This window comes from Bacteroides sp. HPS0048, assembly GCF_964240755.1.
Classification (GTDB): Bacteria; Bacteroidota; Bacteroidia; order Bacteroidales; family Bacteroidaceae; genus Bacteroides; species Bacteroides nordii.
Genome location: NZ_CAXSVC010000003.1, coordinates 192,833 through 212,051, shown reverse-complemented (window position 1 = coordinate 212,051; position 19,219 = coordinate 192,833). Strand labels below are relative to the sequence as shown.

Below are 19,219 nucleotides of genomic sequence, written 5' to 3'. Positions count from 1 at the left end.
GTTAGAACATTTGTAAAGGAGGAAGTCACAACTTTCTCCTTTATTTTTTTGCACCGGCTCCTGAAGGCATATAAACGGGGTATTCAACGAGATTTCTTCGGTACTTATTTAAAATTACATGGTATGTTACGATTCGTTTGCTGGTATGTTACGACACATTTCCTTATATGTTGCGATGCAAATGTTACTGTGTTGCAATGAAACAGATATTCTCTCCTCCAAAAACTGTTTTTAGGTTAATAATCAATAAATCTGCTCTTGACAAGAATGACCACACGATTAGGCCGGAGTCAGTTGTAGAAACATGGTAACTGTAAGAATAACCCCCAAAGCAATACAAACAGAGACAAGTAATAAATTAATAAGTTTAGCTCTGGGTTGTGTATCGGTATGCAACCTGTTCAGAAAATATTCTCTGAAGAAAAGATAAAGTGCCGGCACAGAAGCACTGGCAAGCAAAAAATCCTCAGGAATATGAAAGAAATAGGTCTTGGATAGTCCGATGAGCGACCAATGGCAAAGGAAAAGTACAAGAAACATATTCACTTTACGAGCAAACAACAATAGCAACCCGATAGTAAATACCACTACCGAACAAGGCATCACCGGAGAGGTAATACCCGGAAATGTTAGTCCGCGTGCCAAAGAAAGTAAAGGATAAATAAAAGGCATAGCCAGCAGGATATATGCCAGACCATCATATTTACGGCTACGCTCCAATGTAGTATATCCGGTCAAAGTATCCCATATCCATATTACGGCCATCACTCCCCAAAACAAAGCCATCACAACATTGTAACTACGTTCGGCACAATAAATATAGTAATACACCACCGCAATCCATATGTAAAGGAATATAAGATAAAACTTCATCGACAACTTTACCCACGACTCTGGCCTTCTCAACAATAACCCTGTGAGAATGATACCAATGATAACAATTATCAACTGAAAAAGCCAGGTAGCCGAGTTGTACCCCGCAATAGTGTTCCAAAATATATCCATAACGTTTATTTTCTTCGCGCGATTGTATCTTATCCCAAATCGGTCGCAAAAGTATAAAAATGCTTCCTATTTCTCTCCTCAAATCTATTTTTTTATCCATACAGGCTTATTTCTGCATAGAATACTTCTATTACTTATTTTGATTTTATGAATAAAAAGGCGTATGTTTGTATTTCCGGCACTATTTCCGGCACTTAAATATCATAAGGTATGAAGTATGTTGTGATCATTTATTATGTACTCGTAAAAGAAGGCAAAGAGATTGAATCTCTTAATATTAAGGAGAATATTGAAGCTGATTCGCCAGAAGAGGCAATAGGTATAGCCTATAATATCTTTAAATCCGAATATCCGGATGATAATTGTTATATCGCGGCAATAATTCCTAACGCTATATAATGGAACTAAACGACCAAAGAATTATTTTTAGACAGAAGAACAAAAGAACATATTCACAGTATGATGTAACTCATGTTTTCTTATTTGTTCTTATGTTCTTCTGTCTAATAAAGAGTATTCTGTTTTGCTCATGCCTACATGTTACCTCTTATGAGCAGTAAAAAAGAAGTCTATCAATACTGCCAGTCCAACCCCAATTGTATAGCACAACATATCAGACCATAAAAATCCGTGTCCCAAAACCAAAGCCCCCAAAGTTGTACCCCGAATTACATTTATCCAATCGGCCTGATAAAGCTGGCTCACTTCAATACAATAAGAAAACAGTAGAGCAATCGTTGCTCTTCGCAATAAATGGGTAAAAGGAAAAAGAAAACTTATTCCCCAATATACCATGGCAGCCCACAGTGTATCCCCGGCATAAGTAGCAACCCATAAAGGCAAATAATCACTGTAAGTCCGTGAGCCGAGTCCAAGAACAACTATAAGTATCCATAAAGCGAGATAGTAAAAACGTAATTTCATAATAGATATATCTTGTAAAAAAGAATCCCGAAACCCTCTTTCTCTAAAAGCAGGCTTCGGGTATCATTTCATTTATAATACTTATAATATAAATTTCTCTTGTTTATTTCTTCAATGGGATAGAGAAACTGAATGTAGATCCTTCTCCCTTAGCAGATGTGAACCACAACCTACCGCCATTCTTAATAACAAAGTCCTGACAGAGAAGCAAACCAAGCCCGGAACCCTCTTCATTATTTGTTCCGAAAGTACTGAAATGAGTATCTGTATGCAACAATTTTTTCTGGTTCTCTTCGTCGATACCACAACCACTGTCCTTTACACTCACCACAGCCATACCCTCCTGTTCTTGTACTGTTACTAATATCTCAGTTTCTTCATTACTAAACTTGATAGCATTACTAAGCAAATTACGGATAACTGTTTTTATCATATCAATGTCAGCATATACTTCCAGCTTGCTTGGTGTTTCCAAACGAATACTGATTTTTTTCAGTTCAGCTACCATCGAGAAGATCTCTATCACTCCTTCGGTGACTTCTACCATATCAATATCCTGATATACTACCTTCAACTTACCAATCTGGCTCTTAGTCCATTTCAATAAATTATCAAGCAAAGAAAACACGTCTTCCGTCGTCTGATTAGCCATCGTCAGCAACTCATACATCTCCGGTCCTATAGTATCACTTGGCAGATTCAATATAAGCATATTCAATACCATTTTAATAGACCCCATCGGCGAACGAAGATCATGAGCTATCACAGAATAAAGTTTATCACGTCCGATAATCGTCTTTCTCAATTCTTCTGTCTGTGCCACAATTATACGCTTAGCAGCAATCAGCGAGATTTGGTGAGTGACACGAATGATCAACTCTTCTTTATTAAAAGGTTTTGAAATAAAGTCATTGCCTCCTACTTGAAAACCTTTCACGATATCTGCCGTACTATTCAAAGCTGTCAAAAAGATGATCGGAATTTCTGCCGTTTCCGGATTAGCTTTCAGTTGCTGAGAAACTTCAAAGCCACTCATATCAGGCATCATCACATCCAACAGAACAAGATCAGGTTTCTCTTTTATCACCTGATCCAACGCTTGACGACCGTTACTGGCTGTCGCAATCTGAAACTTCTCATTAGTAAGAAGCACCTTCAGCAACAATACATTCGACATTACGTCATCTACAATTAGTATTTTGTATTCTGAAGGATTTATTTCCATGTTCATCTTTTATATAGCTTTATCTGGTTGTTTTATACTTTATAATCTTTAAAATAATTAATCATACGTCCAAGACCTTCCTCCAGTTCTACCGTTGGTTTCCAATTCAATTTCTCCTTTGCCAATGTAATATCCGGCTGACGTTGTTTAGGGTCATCATGCGGCAAAGGCTTAAATATAATCTTTGATTTCGAACCAGTCAGTTCAATTACTTTTTTTGCCAATTCAAGGATAGAAAACTCATTAGGGTTACCAATATTCACAGGTCCTGTAAAATCATCAGGAGTATTCATCATCCGGATCATTCCTTCGATCAAATCATCTACATACTGAAAACTGCGTGTTTGTTCTCCCGAACCATAAATAGTAATATCCTGATTTTGCAATGCCTGAACTATAAAATTAGAAACAACTCGTCCGTCGTTGGGAAGCATACGAGGACCGTATGTATTGAAAATGCGGATAATCTTTACGCGAACATCATTTTGACGATAATAATCCATAAAAAGAGTTTCGGCACATCTTTTACTCTCGTCATAACATGAACGATAGCCAATAGGGTTTACATTCCCCCAATAGCTTTCAGGTTGTGGATGTACCATCGGGTCACCATACACCTCACTGGTAGAAGCCTGCAATATCTTAGCATTTACACGCATAGCCAATCCCAGCATATTAATAGCCCCCATTACAGACGTCTTTATCGTCTGAATGGCATCATGTTGATAATGTATAGGGGAAGCAGGGCAAGCTAAATTATAAATTTCATCAACCTCTGCACTATATGGAAATGCCACATCATGACGTACAAACTCAAAATGATAATTGTCCATCAAATGCACGATATTACTCTTTGAACCTGTAAACAAGTTATCTAAACAAATAACATCATTACCTTCATTCACCAATCTGGTACAGAGATGTGAACCTATAAATCCGGCCCCACCGCTAACTAATATTCTTTTCATGTATTATAAGTTCCATTTATGCACGGACAAATGTAGACGATTCACCCTAATTATGCAAATATTATGAACTTTTTTATTTCATATAAAATTTCATTCACCCCCACACAAGCCAAAAAATGAACCACAAAATGAAAATAGTTGCGATATGCGAAACATCTCTCTACTCTTATTTGTTCTAAATCAAGAAAACAAGAAAAGGACAATGATTATGATAACAAATAAATTAAATGAAGGGCTCATTGAAGCCATAAAAGAAAAAATACCGGCAAACAGTAATATAGCAAACGTATTAATGGACAATTTGTTTATCGGTAGAGAAGCCGTATACAGACGACTACGTGGAGAAGTTCCTTTCACTCTGACAGAAGCTGCTATTATTTCCAGAAAACTGGGAGTATCACTCGACAAGATGATAGGAGTAAGTTTTAAGGAAAACGCCGTTTTTGACATGAATGTGGTTCACCACAGTAATCCCTTTGAAACATATTACGATATTATAAATAAGTATACCGAGCTATTAAAAAGTATAGAAGATGATCCCATTTCTGAATTGGCTACATCTTCCAACACTATCCCACAGACATTATATCTTAAACACGATATATTGTCTAAGTTCAGACTGTTTAAATGGATGTATCAGAATGAAAATATCGGTTGCAAGCATTTTGACGATTTGGAGATACCAGCCAAACTACAAGATATTCAAAAAGACTTTGTAAATGCTGCAGAACAGATTCATAGTACAAGTTTTATATGGGATAGCAATATTTTTTCCCACATAGTGAATGATCTGGAATATTTTTCGAGCATTCAGCTCATCTCCGACAAGGCCAGACAAGAGATCAAGGAAGAGTTGTTACTTTTATTGGACGAATTAGAGAACTTGGCAAGAAAAGGAAAATTCGAATCCGACAATGAGGTTAATATATATATTTCTAATATTAACTTTGAAGCAACCTATAGTTACGTAGAAAGTAGCAATGTACATCTGAGTATGATACGTGTTTATGCTATAAACTCCATCACGACACAAGATATTGAAATGTGTAAGAGTTTAAAAGAATGGATTCAGTCATTAAAAAAGTTTTCTACACTAATCTCCGTTAGTGGAGAAATGCAACGTATACAATTCTTCCAAAAGCAAAGAGAGATAATTGATACATTATAAAAAGATATATCAATGATATTCAGAATCAAAAGCAAATACATTTTCTCATAACGAAAATACGTTTGCTTTATTTTTGTATAATTTCATTTTTCATAATCTACATTACACAAAACAATAAAATAAGAAATAACGCAACTCACTATTACGTTTTATTCCATACTAATTATCAGACAGGAAGCTTTATATTTGCATAAAATCATTTTTCGACAAGAAAATCACTAAAAGCAATATAAGCAAGTATGAAGAATAGTATAGTAAACGAACTCATCAATGAAATGAAAGAGCGTATCGCTCCAAAAGAAACACTTGCCAATTTTCTAACTAATACACTATGTATGGGAAAAGAGGCCGTTTATCGCAGACTACGCGGAGAGGTAGCTTTCACTTTTGATGAAGTCGCTGTTATATCTCACAAACTCGGAATATCCATCGATCAGATAATTGGCAATCACCTGTCAAACCGGGCTACATTCGATCTGAATCTGCAACATTCACCCGATCCGATAGAAAGTTATTATGAAATACTGGAACGTTATCTGAGAATCTTTAATTATATCAGAAATGATGATAGTACAACCATATATACCGCAGCCAATATAATTCCTTTCACACTCTATTCAGCTTATGAGAGTCTGTCTAAATTTCGCTTGTGTCGCTGGGTATATCAAAACGGGAAAATAAAAACTCCTCACTCATTAGCCGAGATGCAAGTTCCTGAGAAAGTCATCTCTGCACACAAAAAATTAAGTGAAACAGTAAAACATTGTAAGAAAACCTGTTTTATATGGGATAGTAATATCTTCTACTCATTCATAAAAGAAATTAAGTATTTTGCAGGATTAAATCTGATTTCAGAAGAAGATGTAAAACAGTTAAAGAATGAACTTCTCCTATTATTACATGAATTGGAACAGTTATCTATAAAAGGAGAATTTAATAATGGAAACAAGGTAGCCATCTATCTATCAAATATCAACTTTGAAGCGACATATACTTACATTGAGAAAAGTGATTTTCAGATCAGCCTGTTCAGAGTATACTCTATAAACTCAATGGATTCACAAAATCAACAAATATGTACTTTACAAAAGAATTGGATACAATCCCTCAGAAGACATTCAACTCTAATTTCCGAAAGTGGAGAAGTGCAACGTATTAATTTTATGGAACGACAAAAAGAGATAATAGAACAACTATAATTCTCCGTAATTCTCTATTCAGTGATGTAGAAAGGGAGGTGCAGTGATTGCAACTTCCTTTCTTTTTTTTATTTCATCCTGAGATAATAAAAAACAAACCAACAAAAACTTCAAACCACAGGTTATATAAATTTTTCTATCAAAATCTATATCACCTGTGGACTTTACATCTACAAAAAACATTAGATGCGCCTGCATCTTTTTTGGGGCGAGTCTACAATTTAACTAAACAGATTTACAGAACAATTTTATCAGACCCACCAACTTATATATAATTATTAACTGGTTGTCTCCGAGCAATTATTACATTACAAATATCGAACATCCCATTGATTTAAATAAACCTTTTATCCTCTTTCACCGATACAAAGAAGAGTATCTATCCACTAATTATGAGCACACCAAAGAGACTCTTTGTCCGAAATAAAAAAACAAGAAAACAGAATATTCAAAGTTTCATTTTAAGCAAATTCAGACATCAAAAATTTACATACAAAGCAAATATTCCTTTTCACAAAAACAAAACAGGTCCTTGTATTCTGAAAATACAAGGACCTGTTTATAAGTATCAAAAGCTGTATTCTAAACCACAGTACTTTCTTTTGAATTTATAGGAGACTCTCTTTCCGGAATACTAAATTCGTTATTAGCAAACAAATCGGCCAATCCGGAAATCTGTTTCAAACGCAGTAATTCATCCCTGTCCATTCCAATATTCTTCATAATCCATTGATCAGACATACCTGCTTTATCCAATTCAGCAACAATATGGCACATCAACTCAATATTATGAGCACCACGGGCACGGTTATGCCGAATCGTAGAACTCATTCGATTAGATAAATCTTTGTCAATAACTACAATCGGCAATAAGCCGTTTTCGCGTTGAAAAATACGTTTGGATGTTTTCAGAACAGAATATCTATGAAAGCCATCTACCAGAATATACATGTCTTTTTCTTTATCGTAATAGCATACACAGGGCATAGTGAATCCATCTTCCCAAATAGATAATTCTAATAGCTTCATTTCTGGCGGGGCAACTATATTGGGATTATAATCATTAGCAACCACTTTATCTACTGGTACAGCTCTCACATCATACACAGGACTTTTTTTACAACTCATTGCAGAATATTTTTATATTGTTCCATTATTTGACTTCTCTTACTAATCTCTTCTTTTGTTGGTGAAAATCCCATATACTTACAAGCATGGTCATTTTTCAGAATACAGATACACATACGCTTATAAGTAGGAATTTCTCTGAACTCCGCGATATTAATATCATCCTGATACTCCATCCGAACAGGCTTCTTCACTGTCTTATAATTACTATTATCCATCACGATAATAGGGATTTTGGCAGCAATCAGCTTTTGTATGGTTTCATCATTTAAACATCCTCCTTTGGTACGCCAGAAATTAACGCTAACCGACAGTTTCCTCAGGTATCCCTTACGCGCACGTTCTGGTAATGTAGACAAAAGAAAATACATAAATTCTCTCCACGTATAACCCTCCGGAAGTTTTATAGATTGCCATCCCATAGCATGAGTACCTCCATACATTCCGGTGAAGTTGACTCCATTCACACGCCCTACCATTTTTCCCCAGGTATTAGGATCAATAACCCGATAAAGAGACAGACTTTCTATAGCTTCGCCAATAAATGGGCTGGCCACCCGCTGACGTTCTATATTCACTCCGGCACGATAATACAAATCGTACAAGATGTTGTAATCCCAATGAAATTTTCCATTGGCGGTCCATACGTCTGTTGTTTTCCAGTCGAAAATAGGATATGCATTATATACATCGTTTGCCACTTTAGAAGTCCAACGATACGTATGGTACATCTGATATTTACGATTCAGATAAATACACCTCCACCGATTGAAGCTCTCCTGCGTACGTATACCAATAAGGCAACAGGTACGTACTGCATCTTTTTTATCATGTATCCATTTAGCAAAACGCATCTGAAATTCATAGTCCCACATCTGAGTATTATAAAAAGGAAAGTCCTTCTCCGTCATTGCATCTTTCGGCATAGGACGTACCCACAGTTTCTTTTTCCCTTTTTCCCACGGACGCCAGAAAGACTGATACATCGACGTACAGGTTGCCACACGGAAAGGAACACAAACGCGATACACATCAATAATATCTTTATTAGCCTCGATCATACGGTCCACATAGTCAATTGTCATTTTATACTGTATTTCATAATCCATATGAAATACTCCGATACGCACATTCAAATTGTTACGACGTATGTAATCAATACATAAACTCAAAAGTACACCACTGTCTTTTCCTCCCGAAAAGGAGATATACACGTTATCAAACTCTTTAAAAATCATGCGCAAACGTTCCTGCGCCAATTCATATACATTCTTCTTTACCTCTACTTCTTTTTTCTTCATTCATCCCTCCGCATTTTTACATATAGTTTCCAGGCTTTCTCTACAGTGAATCCATGTTTTTCAAAAATAGCCTGATGTTCTACTTGAACTACAGCAACCAACGTTTTGTCTGCATCAAAAGCTGCAATAGCATCCACCAATAAAAGAGCAAACGCCTCTTCCTGGTCTTTCCCTATATAATAATTATTAATAATAGCTTCTTTTCCTCTTCGTTCTACCGGAAGAAATCCAACCACATGTTTCCCATTTGTGGCAATAAACCAGATAAACTTATCAGTAGTCTTAAAAGGGTAATTGTTGTTCATCTTCAGCACTTCAGGATCCATAACCAATGGAGCCACAATTTTATAAAGTTGTTTGTCTGTTCCGTGCAGTTGTATCGTCTGTATCATAATAACGTTTTTATTCTTTTACTATTTCATACACAACTTTCGCCATTATCTCTGCACCTTTTTCATTTGGATGAACTTTATCAGGAAAAAGTTCGGGCATTCCATCCATTGCAGTATGTAAATCTATTACCGATAACTTATTCTTTTTAGCCACCTTCTTTATCATCGGAATAACTTCATTCACAATTGTCTTATCGCTGATTCCATAATTATCATATGATTTAGACGGACAGCACAAATATATCTTCGGATGAACAGCAAGCCCTCTAAATGCATCAATCATAGCCTGCATATCTTTTGTGAACTCATTTTTGTGAACCCAATTATGTGGTTTACTATCATTAGTTCCTAATTTAATAACCACAATATTCGGATTAAATGCCAATGCATCTTTATATTTTTGCTCCTTCATATACGGATGATCACCTTTATTCAGCATCGTACGTGATCCTATTCCAAAGTTTTTCACCCAATATCCGTCACCCAGCATACGTCCCAAAACAGCCGGATATGCATCTCTTTCCCGATTTTTCAAACGCGACCCATAGGTAATACTGTTACCGATACATGCCACACGAATAACATCTTTACGAGGTGCTTTAAATGATCGTAGCCAGGCAGAAAGTTCATCCAACATCAGATTTTTATATATAAAATCTTCACGAATCCCCCATCCATGACCACCGGAAGGATATACATGGAGGGTAGCCGGAACACCTTTCTTATTTAAAGCCAGATAATAGTTCACCCCATTTGCAGGAGGCACCGTCTTATCGTCATCACTATATACAATGAAAGCACGGGGAGTATCTTTGGTCACTTGTTTTTCATTGGAGTATTGTTCTTCCAACTCAGCCGAAGCATCTTTTCCCAAAAGGTTGTTATGTGATCCCATATGAGTATAACTCTTATCCATCGTTATAACCGGATAAAACAATATCTGGAAATTCGGACGTAGTTCAGGTGAAGTATGTGTAGCCATAGTAGAAGCCAAATGTCCACCGGCAGAGGATCCCATTATACCAACATCATTCGGATTTATATTCCATACATCTGCACTATCTCTCACCATCCTCAGAGCCTCTTCCGCATCTGCAAAAGGAACTTCCTTGTGTCCTCCTTTCGGCATGCGATACTTCAATACAACCAAAGCAATTCCTTGTTTATTAAAAAATGGTGCCCAATCATAACCTTCATGATTATAAGCAAGATGTGAGTAACTACCTCCCGGACAAGCAATAATTACCCGACCGGTGGCCAATTCGGGTGCGGGAAGAAAAACACGAATTGAAGATTTGAAATTACCTTTCGATTCATCAAAAGGAGCACTATCCATACCGTTTGTATTAGGCATGCCTTGTTGCCACAAATCGATATCAAAAGGTTTCTGTGCATTTTGTGCCTGCATACTTCCTTCCATTAATAAAAGTAGTAAGAAAAATAAGGAAAAACGTAGCTTCTTTTTCATAGTTTATCCAAATAATAGTTTAAAATGTTACAATGTTTAATCAAGACACGCAAAAGTAGTCAAAAAGTGTCATAAAAAAAAGGAAAAAGAAAGTATATACTTTTGCATAATAAAAATACGTATTCAAAGACAGAATATCAAAAAAAATCCCTTATCTCTAAATTGAGATAAGGGAATACACTTCGAAAACAATGCTAAAAGAGATAAATTATTCATTTATACTGGCCACATATACGTCTCTATTAGCAGTAGCCAACGTTTTGGGAGCATCCGGAAGTGGATTAGAAAACATTAATAATTTCAGTTTCGGACGGGCATTTTCTATCCAATAACAACGGGAAAGCGAAAAAGGGGTAACAATCTCTGCTTCTTTCTTCACACTACGTCCTCCGTCATTGGTAACAAAAGTAACTGCTCCCCTGCCCATAGTAGCATAAATACGAAATGACTCGGGACCTAATTTCTCAATGCCTCTAGGTTCACCTTTAGCTTCAAAAGTCAGATGTTTCCATTCTCCGGCATCCCAAGTAGATAATCGGGCCGCGTTTTCTTCCGGATATTGATAATGTACAACAGGATATGAGTTATCGCGATAGTGAACAGACACCTGTAATCCGGCAGAATGTCCTCGTTCCGGAATAGGAGTTTCTAATACCTGACAATATTTATCCGATTCTTCATTATCAATAGTAGTCCCCAGATCTATCCCTTCTACATTATACATATGGTCATTAGAAGGATCAAGATAAGCATAGTATACATTTCTCCCATAAGTAGCATGAGCATGTTTACCCAGTTTCTCGCCACAAATTGTCCAAGCGATATGAATGCGCTCCTTTTGTCCATTTCCGGCAGGTTGATAAGTAACCTGACCATTATAGACCTCCATCATATTATCTGTTACACGGGGAAAAGGATCAATAACCATTTGACGTGTCCAGGTATTCCCACCATCTGTAGATTTCACAAACTGATAAGGTCTGTCATCCGAATATTTATTTGTTTGACGTGTATCCCGATAAAACACATAAAATGTTCCACCTTTTGTTAGTATCGGAGCGGGATAAGATGCACGCTCTGCTTCATTAATAAAACAATCTTTCCATTCTCCTTCAATACTTCCAGGTTTAGGAGAAACAGCCATCTTTAATGTAGAATTATGACAACCATAGAACAAAAAAATTCGTCCGTCAGTTCCACGTAACATTCCCGGATAATTATGTTTATCAACAAACGGAGAATGCGCCACAATTTTTGTTTCACTCCACTTATCGGTAGCATGATTATAAGCCTTGACAACCGGATGACTATCCGTGGACATCCAACACACAAACGTTTGATCAGCTTGTTCATCATAATATCCCACTGGGATAGGACGACGATCAGAACGCATATTTGAACGTTCGGCTATAACTCTTACATCAGTAAAAACCTGTTGTGCCTGCATTATAAAACAAAATGAGGTAGCAACCATTATTCCAATTATTTTCTTTATCATATCAATTCATTATTTAGATTTAAATCGAACTATATATCCTCCTCCATTACGCATATATCCTGTAAGGGAATCGCTATTTCTACAAAAAGCACGTTCTATTTTTATTGCTCCTGCATCAGTGGTCCTGTCATTCAAAACTGTAGCCTCATACCATCCCTCACCAAGGAACGAGAGAGGGAATTGAATTGTCTGCGCTTCTTTTCCATTTACCACGGCAAGAAACCAAGTATCACCACTACGCCGGACGAAGGCAGCAATTTTCCCAATCTCGCTACAAGGTAGTACAATTGTCTCATCCCAAACGGCCGGTATGTCTTTTATTATATCCACTGCCGGATTATCAAGTATAGTCTGAGGATGTGCACCGAAAAAGATAACAGAAGAATTGAATATCAATGCTGTCGCTATCTGATGTACCCAGGATGTATCTAATTTCCTGTCACCAAATACCATTGGAGTATAATCACCCGCTCCGGCAACTAATCGGGTAAAGGGTAACGTAGTATTATGTGTAGCCCATTCATATTGATTCTTACCATACTCCAAACCACGAATTCCTTCACGTGACATTTCATTCGGCCACGAACGTACCTCTCCTGTCGGTTTATCACTGCCATGAATATTCAACATCAGTTTATGCTCTGCTGCTTCTTTCAAACATGCCTGGTAAAGATCAATAAACTCTTTGGATTCGTGAGAAAAAGCATCCAACTTAACCCCAACAATTCCTAACCGCTGACAACGATCAAAGAATTCTTTCCGCTTTTGAGGATCGCGCAGATCACGCCCATGCCTCCATAGCCATATCTTAACTCCAAACTGAGCGGAGTAATCAACCAATTCCTTAATCTGCATATCCGTCCACCGATACCAGAATGCATCAACCGTATTGTACTCAAATCCTAACTCTCCGGCAAGTTTTGAAAATTCTTTCATTCCCTCCAAAGTACGTTGGCCACCATCCAACCAACACCAGACAGAACGTCCCGATTTGATCCATTCCGTATTCACACCTTCAGGAAACAATTTCTTATCCGGAGCTGGTGACAGATTAGTAATTAAGTCTGTATTTACCAATTCATTCAAATCTGAAGTAATAATCACGGTTCGCCAGGGAGTTATAATATCGCCTGTAATGACAGCCGGTTCAGACAAACGTTTAGCCTCTTCCAAACTATAATCATGAGCAAACGGATATCCTGCCGGTTGTTCATGGCCCAATCTGACAACAAGCCCACATTCCCCGTCAGCCTGTAAAGACATACCCGGATAATTTCTGAGAGCAGATTCTGTGATACACGCATATCCCTGTTTTTGCGGTAACTCAATAGTTACAGGAGGTGCTGCCCATTCTCCTTTACTAACACAATCTATTACCTGTTTTTTATGAATACCCTCATAATGTGCATACATATCATGATAATAGATGTGGCTTCCCAAAGGCAACTTGAAAACAGTACTCTCTTTCGGAATATACTTATCCGTCGGAGTACCCTTTACCAGAAAGCGAAAAGCGATGCCATCATTATAAGCACGAGCATCAATCGCAAATAAAGTATTATTTTTTTTATCCGCGATTTTCACTTTCATTCCATTTGCCTTATTTATCGCAAGCGAATGAATGCCCCGGATAGGATACGTTTCATCTACTTTATAATATTCAGGAGAGTGTAAATGCGCTATTATAAATTTCTTTTCATCAGAAGAAAAGGCCATAGGCGAATCTTCCAATACAGTAGTCTCTCCCTTTTTCACGTTAAAAAGAAGTTGCCCGTTATCAGATTTTATATTCAAAACAATCTTATTATCGGGACTTTTAATGGAAACTATTTGAGCTGCAACCTGTTGTACACTAAACAGTAAACAAAAACTATAACATAAAATCTTTTTCATGTATCTGACATTATATATGAAAAGTTATCGAATAAAAAAAATGGGAACTATCTTTAAATATAGCTCCCATCTCAAACCAACTTATATCTTTCTAATCGTGGGCAGCAGGGCTCGGATTTGTATCTTTTTCATAAATTACAAAGTCAGCTAAATCAATTGTTTCATCTTTGATATTATTGGTTATCTGTCCTCCACTGCCTCCGTAGCTACGGTAGATACCAAATTTATTACGAATATTAATTGCCCCTTTCCGCCATGTATCAATATCATTCTGTGTATTGTCTATCAAAACTTTGCCATCTCTGATACGAGTTATCACCAAGCGATACTTGCCATGATGATCGTATTTCACTTCTTCACTTACCTGTACCCATTCATCTTCAAACTCTTCTATTTTCACATTGTCTACAAACGTTCCCAGACTTTTGGTTCCTGCACTATGGTCAGACCCCAAAGAATGAATGACTTGTACTCTGCGATTGGTTCCATCATTGTTTCCACGAAGAGAAATAGTAATAACAGGAGCTCCATTGTCACCCTCTTGAGCCTTTAACTGATGAATATGGCAAAAACTTGTACTGGGTCGATACCCTTTAGGTATCTTAAATTTCCATTGTAATATTTGAGACTCTCCCCAGTTACCGTTCAATTTATACCAAGCTGCACTTGTTTGCGTTTTCATCTCATTACGCATACGGTCATTCATTGAACCACGATCGCCATCAAGAGCACTACTTGCGTGACTACTAAATCTAAATATATACTGATTGATAGTAGCATCAAACACTGTTTCAATATGGTCTACTTCATTATGGTCCTTAGTAGATGAATTTGGATGTTCTGAATAGTCCCAACCAAACTTTCTCATATAGGTATGTACATCCGCATACCCCTTACCAACCAAATCCGCACTTCCCTTCATGCTTCCTTGTAAAGTGTATCCCATCTGAATCGGATCATTAGGATCAAAATTTTCAGATTTCAACTGAATAACTTTAACGTTAAAATTGGATGCCTTTTTGTTTTTGTCTTTAAAGACAATATAACAGCCGCGTTGGGATCCTGTATTAGCCTCAAAAGCCAGTGTGAGTGATTTATCAGTTTTCGATTTTTCTTTTATCCAGCTCTGTTGTTCTCCAGGTATTTCATACTCCCAATCTACTCCAGCAGAACTCTCGACAGTAAAAGTATACTCTTTACCTTCAGCCGGTATATCAACCACCTCCATTGGAGATACCACCAAAGAAGCAGTAGCCGCAGCTTGGGAAATCTTTATCGGCTTTGTCAAATCAGTGTTATCCAATTTTACAATAACATTTGTCGAACGCGATTCAAGAGTAGTGTTTGCAACTATAGTAAGCACTAATTTGCCGGCTTGTATATCCGATGACTTAACTTTAACCCAATCTACCCTGTCATCAATTACTGTAGTCCAGGTAGAAGTTGCTTTCACTGTAATATTTACTTCTTCACCACTTGCCTTAACATTTACATCTGTGGGGGTAGTAGTCAGACTTGGAGTAATTGCTTCTTCCTCCTTGTCATCCGAAGAACACGAAGTAAACATCGACACAGACACAAAAGCCAGGATAACATATAAGAAATACTTTTTTAATCTCATCTTTCTCTATTTTTTTAAAGAAGCAGGGTTCTTTGACAAATCATATTCACCAAAGAACCCTGATAATTATTAAACTTATGGTATTAGTACTTTAGCAACAGAAGTACCAGCTTCATTCATAAAACGAACAATGTAAATACCCGATTCAAGATTAATAGGAGCACTACCATTGATAGTAAGCTCTGTTATCTTAGCACCAAGCATATTGAATATACGGCACTCACCGGATTCTGCAATAACCAAACGTCCCTTTTCCACACTATAGTTAAATTTCGCGTCGGCTGTTGCAATCTGAATACCTACAGGCTCAATTCCACCTAATTCGAAGGCACCCATACAAGGTTTAGCAGCACGAGTATAACCACGTTGGTCTACTGTAGGAATAGTTACGTCTATACCGGCAGGTGCAGTGGCAATTCCTGCTTTAGCAGCCATACTTTGCGTAGCATGTAAAGCAACTGTAAGTGTATTACCACCATTATCTTTCAATTCAGGAGCTGCATCATTTTCGAACACTTTCATCGCAGGGGTAGTCAAAATATTACCATTGCTGTCAAAGTTTTCTGCCAAAGCAGGACTTACTACAGTGGCCAAACAATTATATATGGTAAAATCACCATTGTTTCTTCTAATATCACCCGTCTCATTTTCATCTATATTATTATAGCAAATAGTGTTAATCAATGTATACATCTTTCCAGCATTATGACCATAAAATCCTCCTCCGTTAAAAGCACGATTTCCAGTAAATGTACAGTTAATAACTTTACAGTCCATACCTGTATAGATTGCACCACCACGACCTAATGCCGCACTATTACCATAGAATGTACAATTTGTGAACAAAAATGAACCTCCGCTACCTGTTGTACCAATAGCTCCTCCTCCTTTAGAACTGCCACTGGCCGATTCATCTGAACTGTTGTTTGCAAATAAGCATTTATCGGCTATCACATTCACACCTCTTCCATTGAAGAGTGCACCACCACCATTAGCGGCTCCTGTCACAACACAATTACTGATTTCTACATTTTCCAGTCTCAAAGTAGCAAACCGACTCGGATCAGATGGGTCACCATCTAATTTTGAGTTCCCCAATTTAAAGCCGGCCCCATTTCCTGCATAATTAAAATTAGTTACAATTATATTCCGGAAAGTAACGTCCATAAGATGAGCATTAGAGCCTATTCCACTAAAAAAAGGAAAATTATCACCATTACTGGTAAAAGTTATTCTGTTACCGGTTGCTTTGTTGATACCATCTATTACAAAAACCTTTCCTTCTCCATCACTTAATCCGGAACTCCCTTCAAGTACAATTTCATCTCCATCAGGAATATTAAAAGTCAACACATCTCCACTCTGCAATGCCTTCATTTCAAAGCGGAATCCTCCTTCTGTTTCCGCATCCCCTGCAAGAGAGGTTACCACTCTTTCTTCTGCAGATAAATTAGCAGTAAATAAAGCTGCCAATAAAATTAAAGTACTTTTTTTCATGATACTTGGTTTTAAATTAATAATTATAAAAAACAAAAAGGTTACATATTACTATTTCAGAGTGACAGCAATCACTCCATTGGCACCTTTGGCACCATACATATTACTATCCTTACTTATCTCTACCTTCTTAATATCATTGATATTCACATTATCCAATCTTTCAACTTGTGTCCCATCCAACAGATAAAGCGGAGAAGTATCCAAACTAATAGAAGTAGACCCACGTAATTGTGCAGAGATATCTCCGTTATCCTTCATTACCACCGTAAACCCGGGAACCTTACCTGCCAAAGCATTAAAAAGATTACTTTCTCCTGTTGCAGCCAGTTCTTCACCTGTCACCACAATCGTACTTGATACCGAACGGGAACGCCGCAGACTACGTAACATTAGTTTCATAATTTCACCTTTATCTTCTGTCACTGAAATTTCTGGCCCCAATGCAATATTCGGATAGGCTATACCATTTACCGAAACTTGCACTTCTTTTTCTGTTTTGGGCAAAATAACTGTCAGTATATCTCGCAGACTCACATTATTCAGCTGAAAAATACCATAACGATCAGTCTCGGCCTTTACGTCTTTTACAGATACCAAAGCTTTACGAATTGCCTTCCCTTTAGCATCAACCAAACGTCCTACAATAGTATCATTAGAATTCTGAGCAACAACAGGCCAAGAAAAAGCCAGAATAAAAATGAAAAGTAACAAATTCTTCATTAGCATATTGATTTATGATTTATACTTACCGGAGGAGGCAAAAAAACTCCCTCCTCCGGTTTCATAACCCTTCTAACAATCAATTACCTCCAAATATATCATCACTATAGAAGAATACATTATCCAGATAAACTTGTGTCAATGGAGGATATATATATTTAAACTCCTTCACCTGAAGAACAGCATTGTCATGTGCCGCTCTCCACTGCTTCATCACATCACTTGTAGCAAGAGTTGTTGCTCCTACCATTGCTTTTATTGTATAATCCTCACTGATCGCCAAACCAACAGTTTTACTTTCTTCCACATCATATTTCAACAGATTATTCTGTATTTTCACCGGTACTGCCACCCAACCGGTTTGAACAGTTGGACGTCCATTTTCTCTGTCAGCTTTCAAGGTCCACTGGAAACGTATAATGGCATCAAACTCATCGGCATTGAAACTTACCGGATTACCATTTACATCTGTATAAATGTTAGTTCCCCATGGTACTGCTGCCAGAATATGGTTCTTAGGCCACCATTCAAAACGAACTTCACTAATAAAATAAGTAGTCGTTATATCAACAGAAGGTGTATTTCCAGAAACAGCAACTGCACATGCATTCTCACCATATACAAACTTAACAGGATCTACCGGATATTTAGGATTATTTGTGTTGGTCGCTCCTCCTACAATACCACAATCAAATCGAGTGGACATCGGTGGGTAAAAATCCTTCTGATTCAGATTATAACGTACTTCACCATAATTCCGGGTAGTAGCATTAGGTGTTGTGACATTCATCTGATAACGGCCGTCACGAATCTGAGTAGCAGAATTTGAATTAGCCCATCCTGTTGCCGTTGTTCCTCCAAAACGATCAAAGAACAAACCATTCACCCAAATCTCAGCTTGCCGGGTCTCTTTTGCTCCACCACAGGTTACAGTACATTTAATCGTATATCTACCCGACTCTTTCGGTGCTTTCCACTGATTCATTGTATATCCCTGACGCTGTAACAAAGTTCCCCCGTTACATTCCCAATAATAATCGGCTTTATCCGGATCACTCATTCTCACTGACATACCAACATTAACAGTTTCTCCGGCAAAAAATTCTTCACCAAACACCTGCAAAGAGTCTATTTCAACATAATCATCATCGCAAGATGCCATCAAAGCCACAAAGGCTACCATCAATAAATATTTTATTCTTTTCATAA

17 protein-coding genes are annotated in these 19,219 nt (G+C 37.3%); 3 read left to right on the top strand and 14 right to left on the bottom strand.

The window, feature by feature from the left end; genetic code table 11:
- Nucleotides 1–279 precede the first annotated feature (279 nt).
- Nucleotides 280–1,005, bottom strand: a complete 726-nt coding sequence (locus tag ACESQI_RS03620; protein WP_007485723.1) for a DUF6064 family protein — start codon at nucleotides 1,003–1,005, stop codon at nucleotides 280–282.
- 210 nt (nucleotides 1,006–1,215) lie between these two features.
- Between ACESQI_RS03620 and ACESQI_RS03615 the strand changes: the two genes are divergently transcribed.
- A complete protein-coding gene (locus tag ACESQI_RS03615) occupies nucleotides 1,216–1,404 on the top strand; it encodes a hypothetical protein (protein ID WP_007485725.1) in 189 nt (62 codons plus the stop codon).
- Between the two features lie 141 nt (nucleotides 1,405–1,545).
- On the opposite strand, the gene ACESQI_RS03610 is transcribed toward ACESQI_RS03615, so the two are convergent.
- The 3 genes from ACESQI_RS03610 to ACESQI_RS03600 all read right to left on the bottom strand — a co-directional run bounded on the left by ACESQI_RS03610 (nucleotide 1,546) and on the right by ACESQI_RS03600 (nucleotide 4,122).
- The gene (locus tag ACESQI_RS03610; protein WP_122202023.1) at nucleotides 1,546–1,929 is read right to left on the bottom strand and encodes a DUF2809 domain-containing protein; all 384 of its coding nucleotides are present in this window, start codon (nucleotides 1,927–1,929) and stop codon (nucleotides 1,546–1,548) included.
- A 103-nt stretch (nucleotides 1,930–2,032) separates the two neighbouring features.
- Entirely contained in the window at nucleotides 2,033–3,160 is a 1,128-nt protein-coding gene (locus ACESQI_RS03605; protein ID WP_195660374.1) for a response regulator, read from the bottom strand.
- Between the two features lie 26 nt (nucleotides 3,161–3,186).
- Nucleotides 3,187–4,122, bottom strand: coding sequence for a UDP-glucuronic acid decarboxylase family protein (locus ACESQI_RS03600; protein WP_002560127.1), 936 nt, complete (start codon nucleotides 4,120–4,122; stop codon nucleotides 3,187–3,189).
- A 208-nt stretch (nucleotides 4,123–4,330) separates the two neighbouring features.
- On the opposite strand from ACESQI_RS03600, the gene ACESQI_RS03595 reads away from it, so the two are divergent.
- Both ACESQI_RS03595 and ACESQI_RS03590 read left to right on the top strand, forming a co-directional pair.
- A complete protein-coding gene (locus ACESQI_RS03595) occupies nucleotides 4,331–5,290 on the top strand; it encodes a hypothetical protein (protein WP_007485732.1) in 960 nt (319 codons plus the stop codon).
- Nucleotides 5,291–5,529: 239 nt separating this feature from the next.
- Nucleotides 5,530–6,489 (top strand): hypothetical protein, encoded by a 960-nt coding sequence (locus ACESQI_RS03590; protein ID WP_007485734.1) that lies wholly within the window; start codon nucleotides 5,530–5,532, stop codon nucleotides 6,487–6,489.
- Between the two features lie 582 nt (nucleotides 6,490–7,071).
- Here the strand turns inward: ACESQI_RS03590 and ACESQI_RS03585 are convergent.
- From ACESQI_RS03585 to ACESQI_RS03540, 10 genes are all read right to left on the bottom strand, one after another.
- Complete coding sequence (locus ACESQI_RS03585) at nucleotides 7,072–7,617, bottom strand: ParB/RepB/Spo0J family partition protein (RefSeq protein ID WP_007485737.1); 546 nt, start codon at nucleotides 7,615–7,617, stop codon at nucleotides 7,072–7,074.
- Complete coding sequence (locus ACESQI_RS03580) at nucleotides 7,614–8,918, bottom strand: DUF3440 domain-containing protein (protein WP_007485740.1); 1,305 nt, start codon at nucleotides 8,916–8,918, stop codon at nucleotides 7,614–7,616. Before ACESQI_RS03580 ends, ACESQI_RS03585 begins: the two co-directional genes overlap by 4 nt.
- Complete coding sequence (locus ACESQI_RS03575; protein WP_007485742.1) at nucleotides 8,915–9,310, bottom strand: hypothetical protein; 396 nt, start codon at nucleotides 9,308–9,310, stop codon at nucleotides 8,915–8,917. Before ACESQI_RS03575 ends, ACESQI_RS03580 begins: the two co-directional genes overlap by 4 nt.
- A 10-nt stretch (nucleotides 9,311–9,320) precedes the next feature.
- Nucleotides 9,321–10,646, bottom strand: coding sequence for a GDSL-type esterase/lipase family protein (locus tag ACESQI_RS03570; protein WP_373125486.1), 1,326 nt, complete (start codon nucleotides 10,644–10,646; stop codon nucleotides 9,321–9,323).
- Nucleotides 10,647–10,986: 340 nt separating this feature from the next.
- The gene (locus tag ACESQI_RS03565; RefSeq protein ID WP_195660371.1) at nucleotides 10,987–12,276 is read right to left on the bottom strand and encodes a BNR-4 repeat-containing protein; all 1,290 of its coding nucleotides are present in this window, start codon (nucleotides 12,274–12,276) and stop codon (nucleotides 10,987–10,989) included.
- 9 nt (nucleotides 12,277–12,285) lie between these two features.
- Nucleotides 12,286–14,169, bottom strand: a complete 1,884-nt coding sequence (locus ACESQI_RS03560) for a glycoside hydrolase family 97 protein (RefSeq protein ID WP_195660370.1) — start codon at nucleotides 14,167–14,169, stop codon at nucleotides 12,286–12,288.
- A 91-nt stretch (nucleotides 14,170–14,260) separates the two neighbouring features.
- Entirely contained in the window at nucleotides 14,261–15,790 is a 1,530-nt protein-coding gene (locus ACESQI_RS03555; RefSeq protein WP_195660369.1) for a BACON domain-containing protein, read from the bottom strand.
- A 75-nt stretch (nucleotides 15,791–15,865) separates the two neighbouring features.
- A complete protein-coding gene (locus tag ACESQI_RS03550) occupies nucleotides 15,866–17,287 on the bottom strand; it encodes a T9SS type A sorting domain-containing protein (RefSeq protein WP_234130543.1) in 1,422 nt (473 codons plus the stop codon).
- A 51-nt stretch (nucleotides 17,288–17,338) separates the two neighbouring features.
- Nucleotides 17,339–18,010, bottom strand: a complete 672-nt coding sequence (locus ACESQI_RS03545; RefSeq protein WP_007485750.1) for a TonB-dependent receptor plug domain-containing protein — start codon at nucleotides 18,008–18,010, stop codon at nucleotides 17,339–17,341.
- A 79-nt stretch (nucleotides 18,011–18,089) separates the two neighbouring features.
- Nucleotides 18,090–19,217 (bottom strand): hypothetical protein, encoded by a 1,128-nt coding sequence (locus ACESQI_RS03540; RefSeq protein ID WP_223382180.1) that lies wholly within the window; start codon nucleotides 19,215–19,217, stop codon nucleotides 18,090–18,092.
- Between the last annotated feature and the right edge of the window lie 2 nt (nucleotides 19,218–19,219).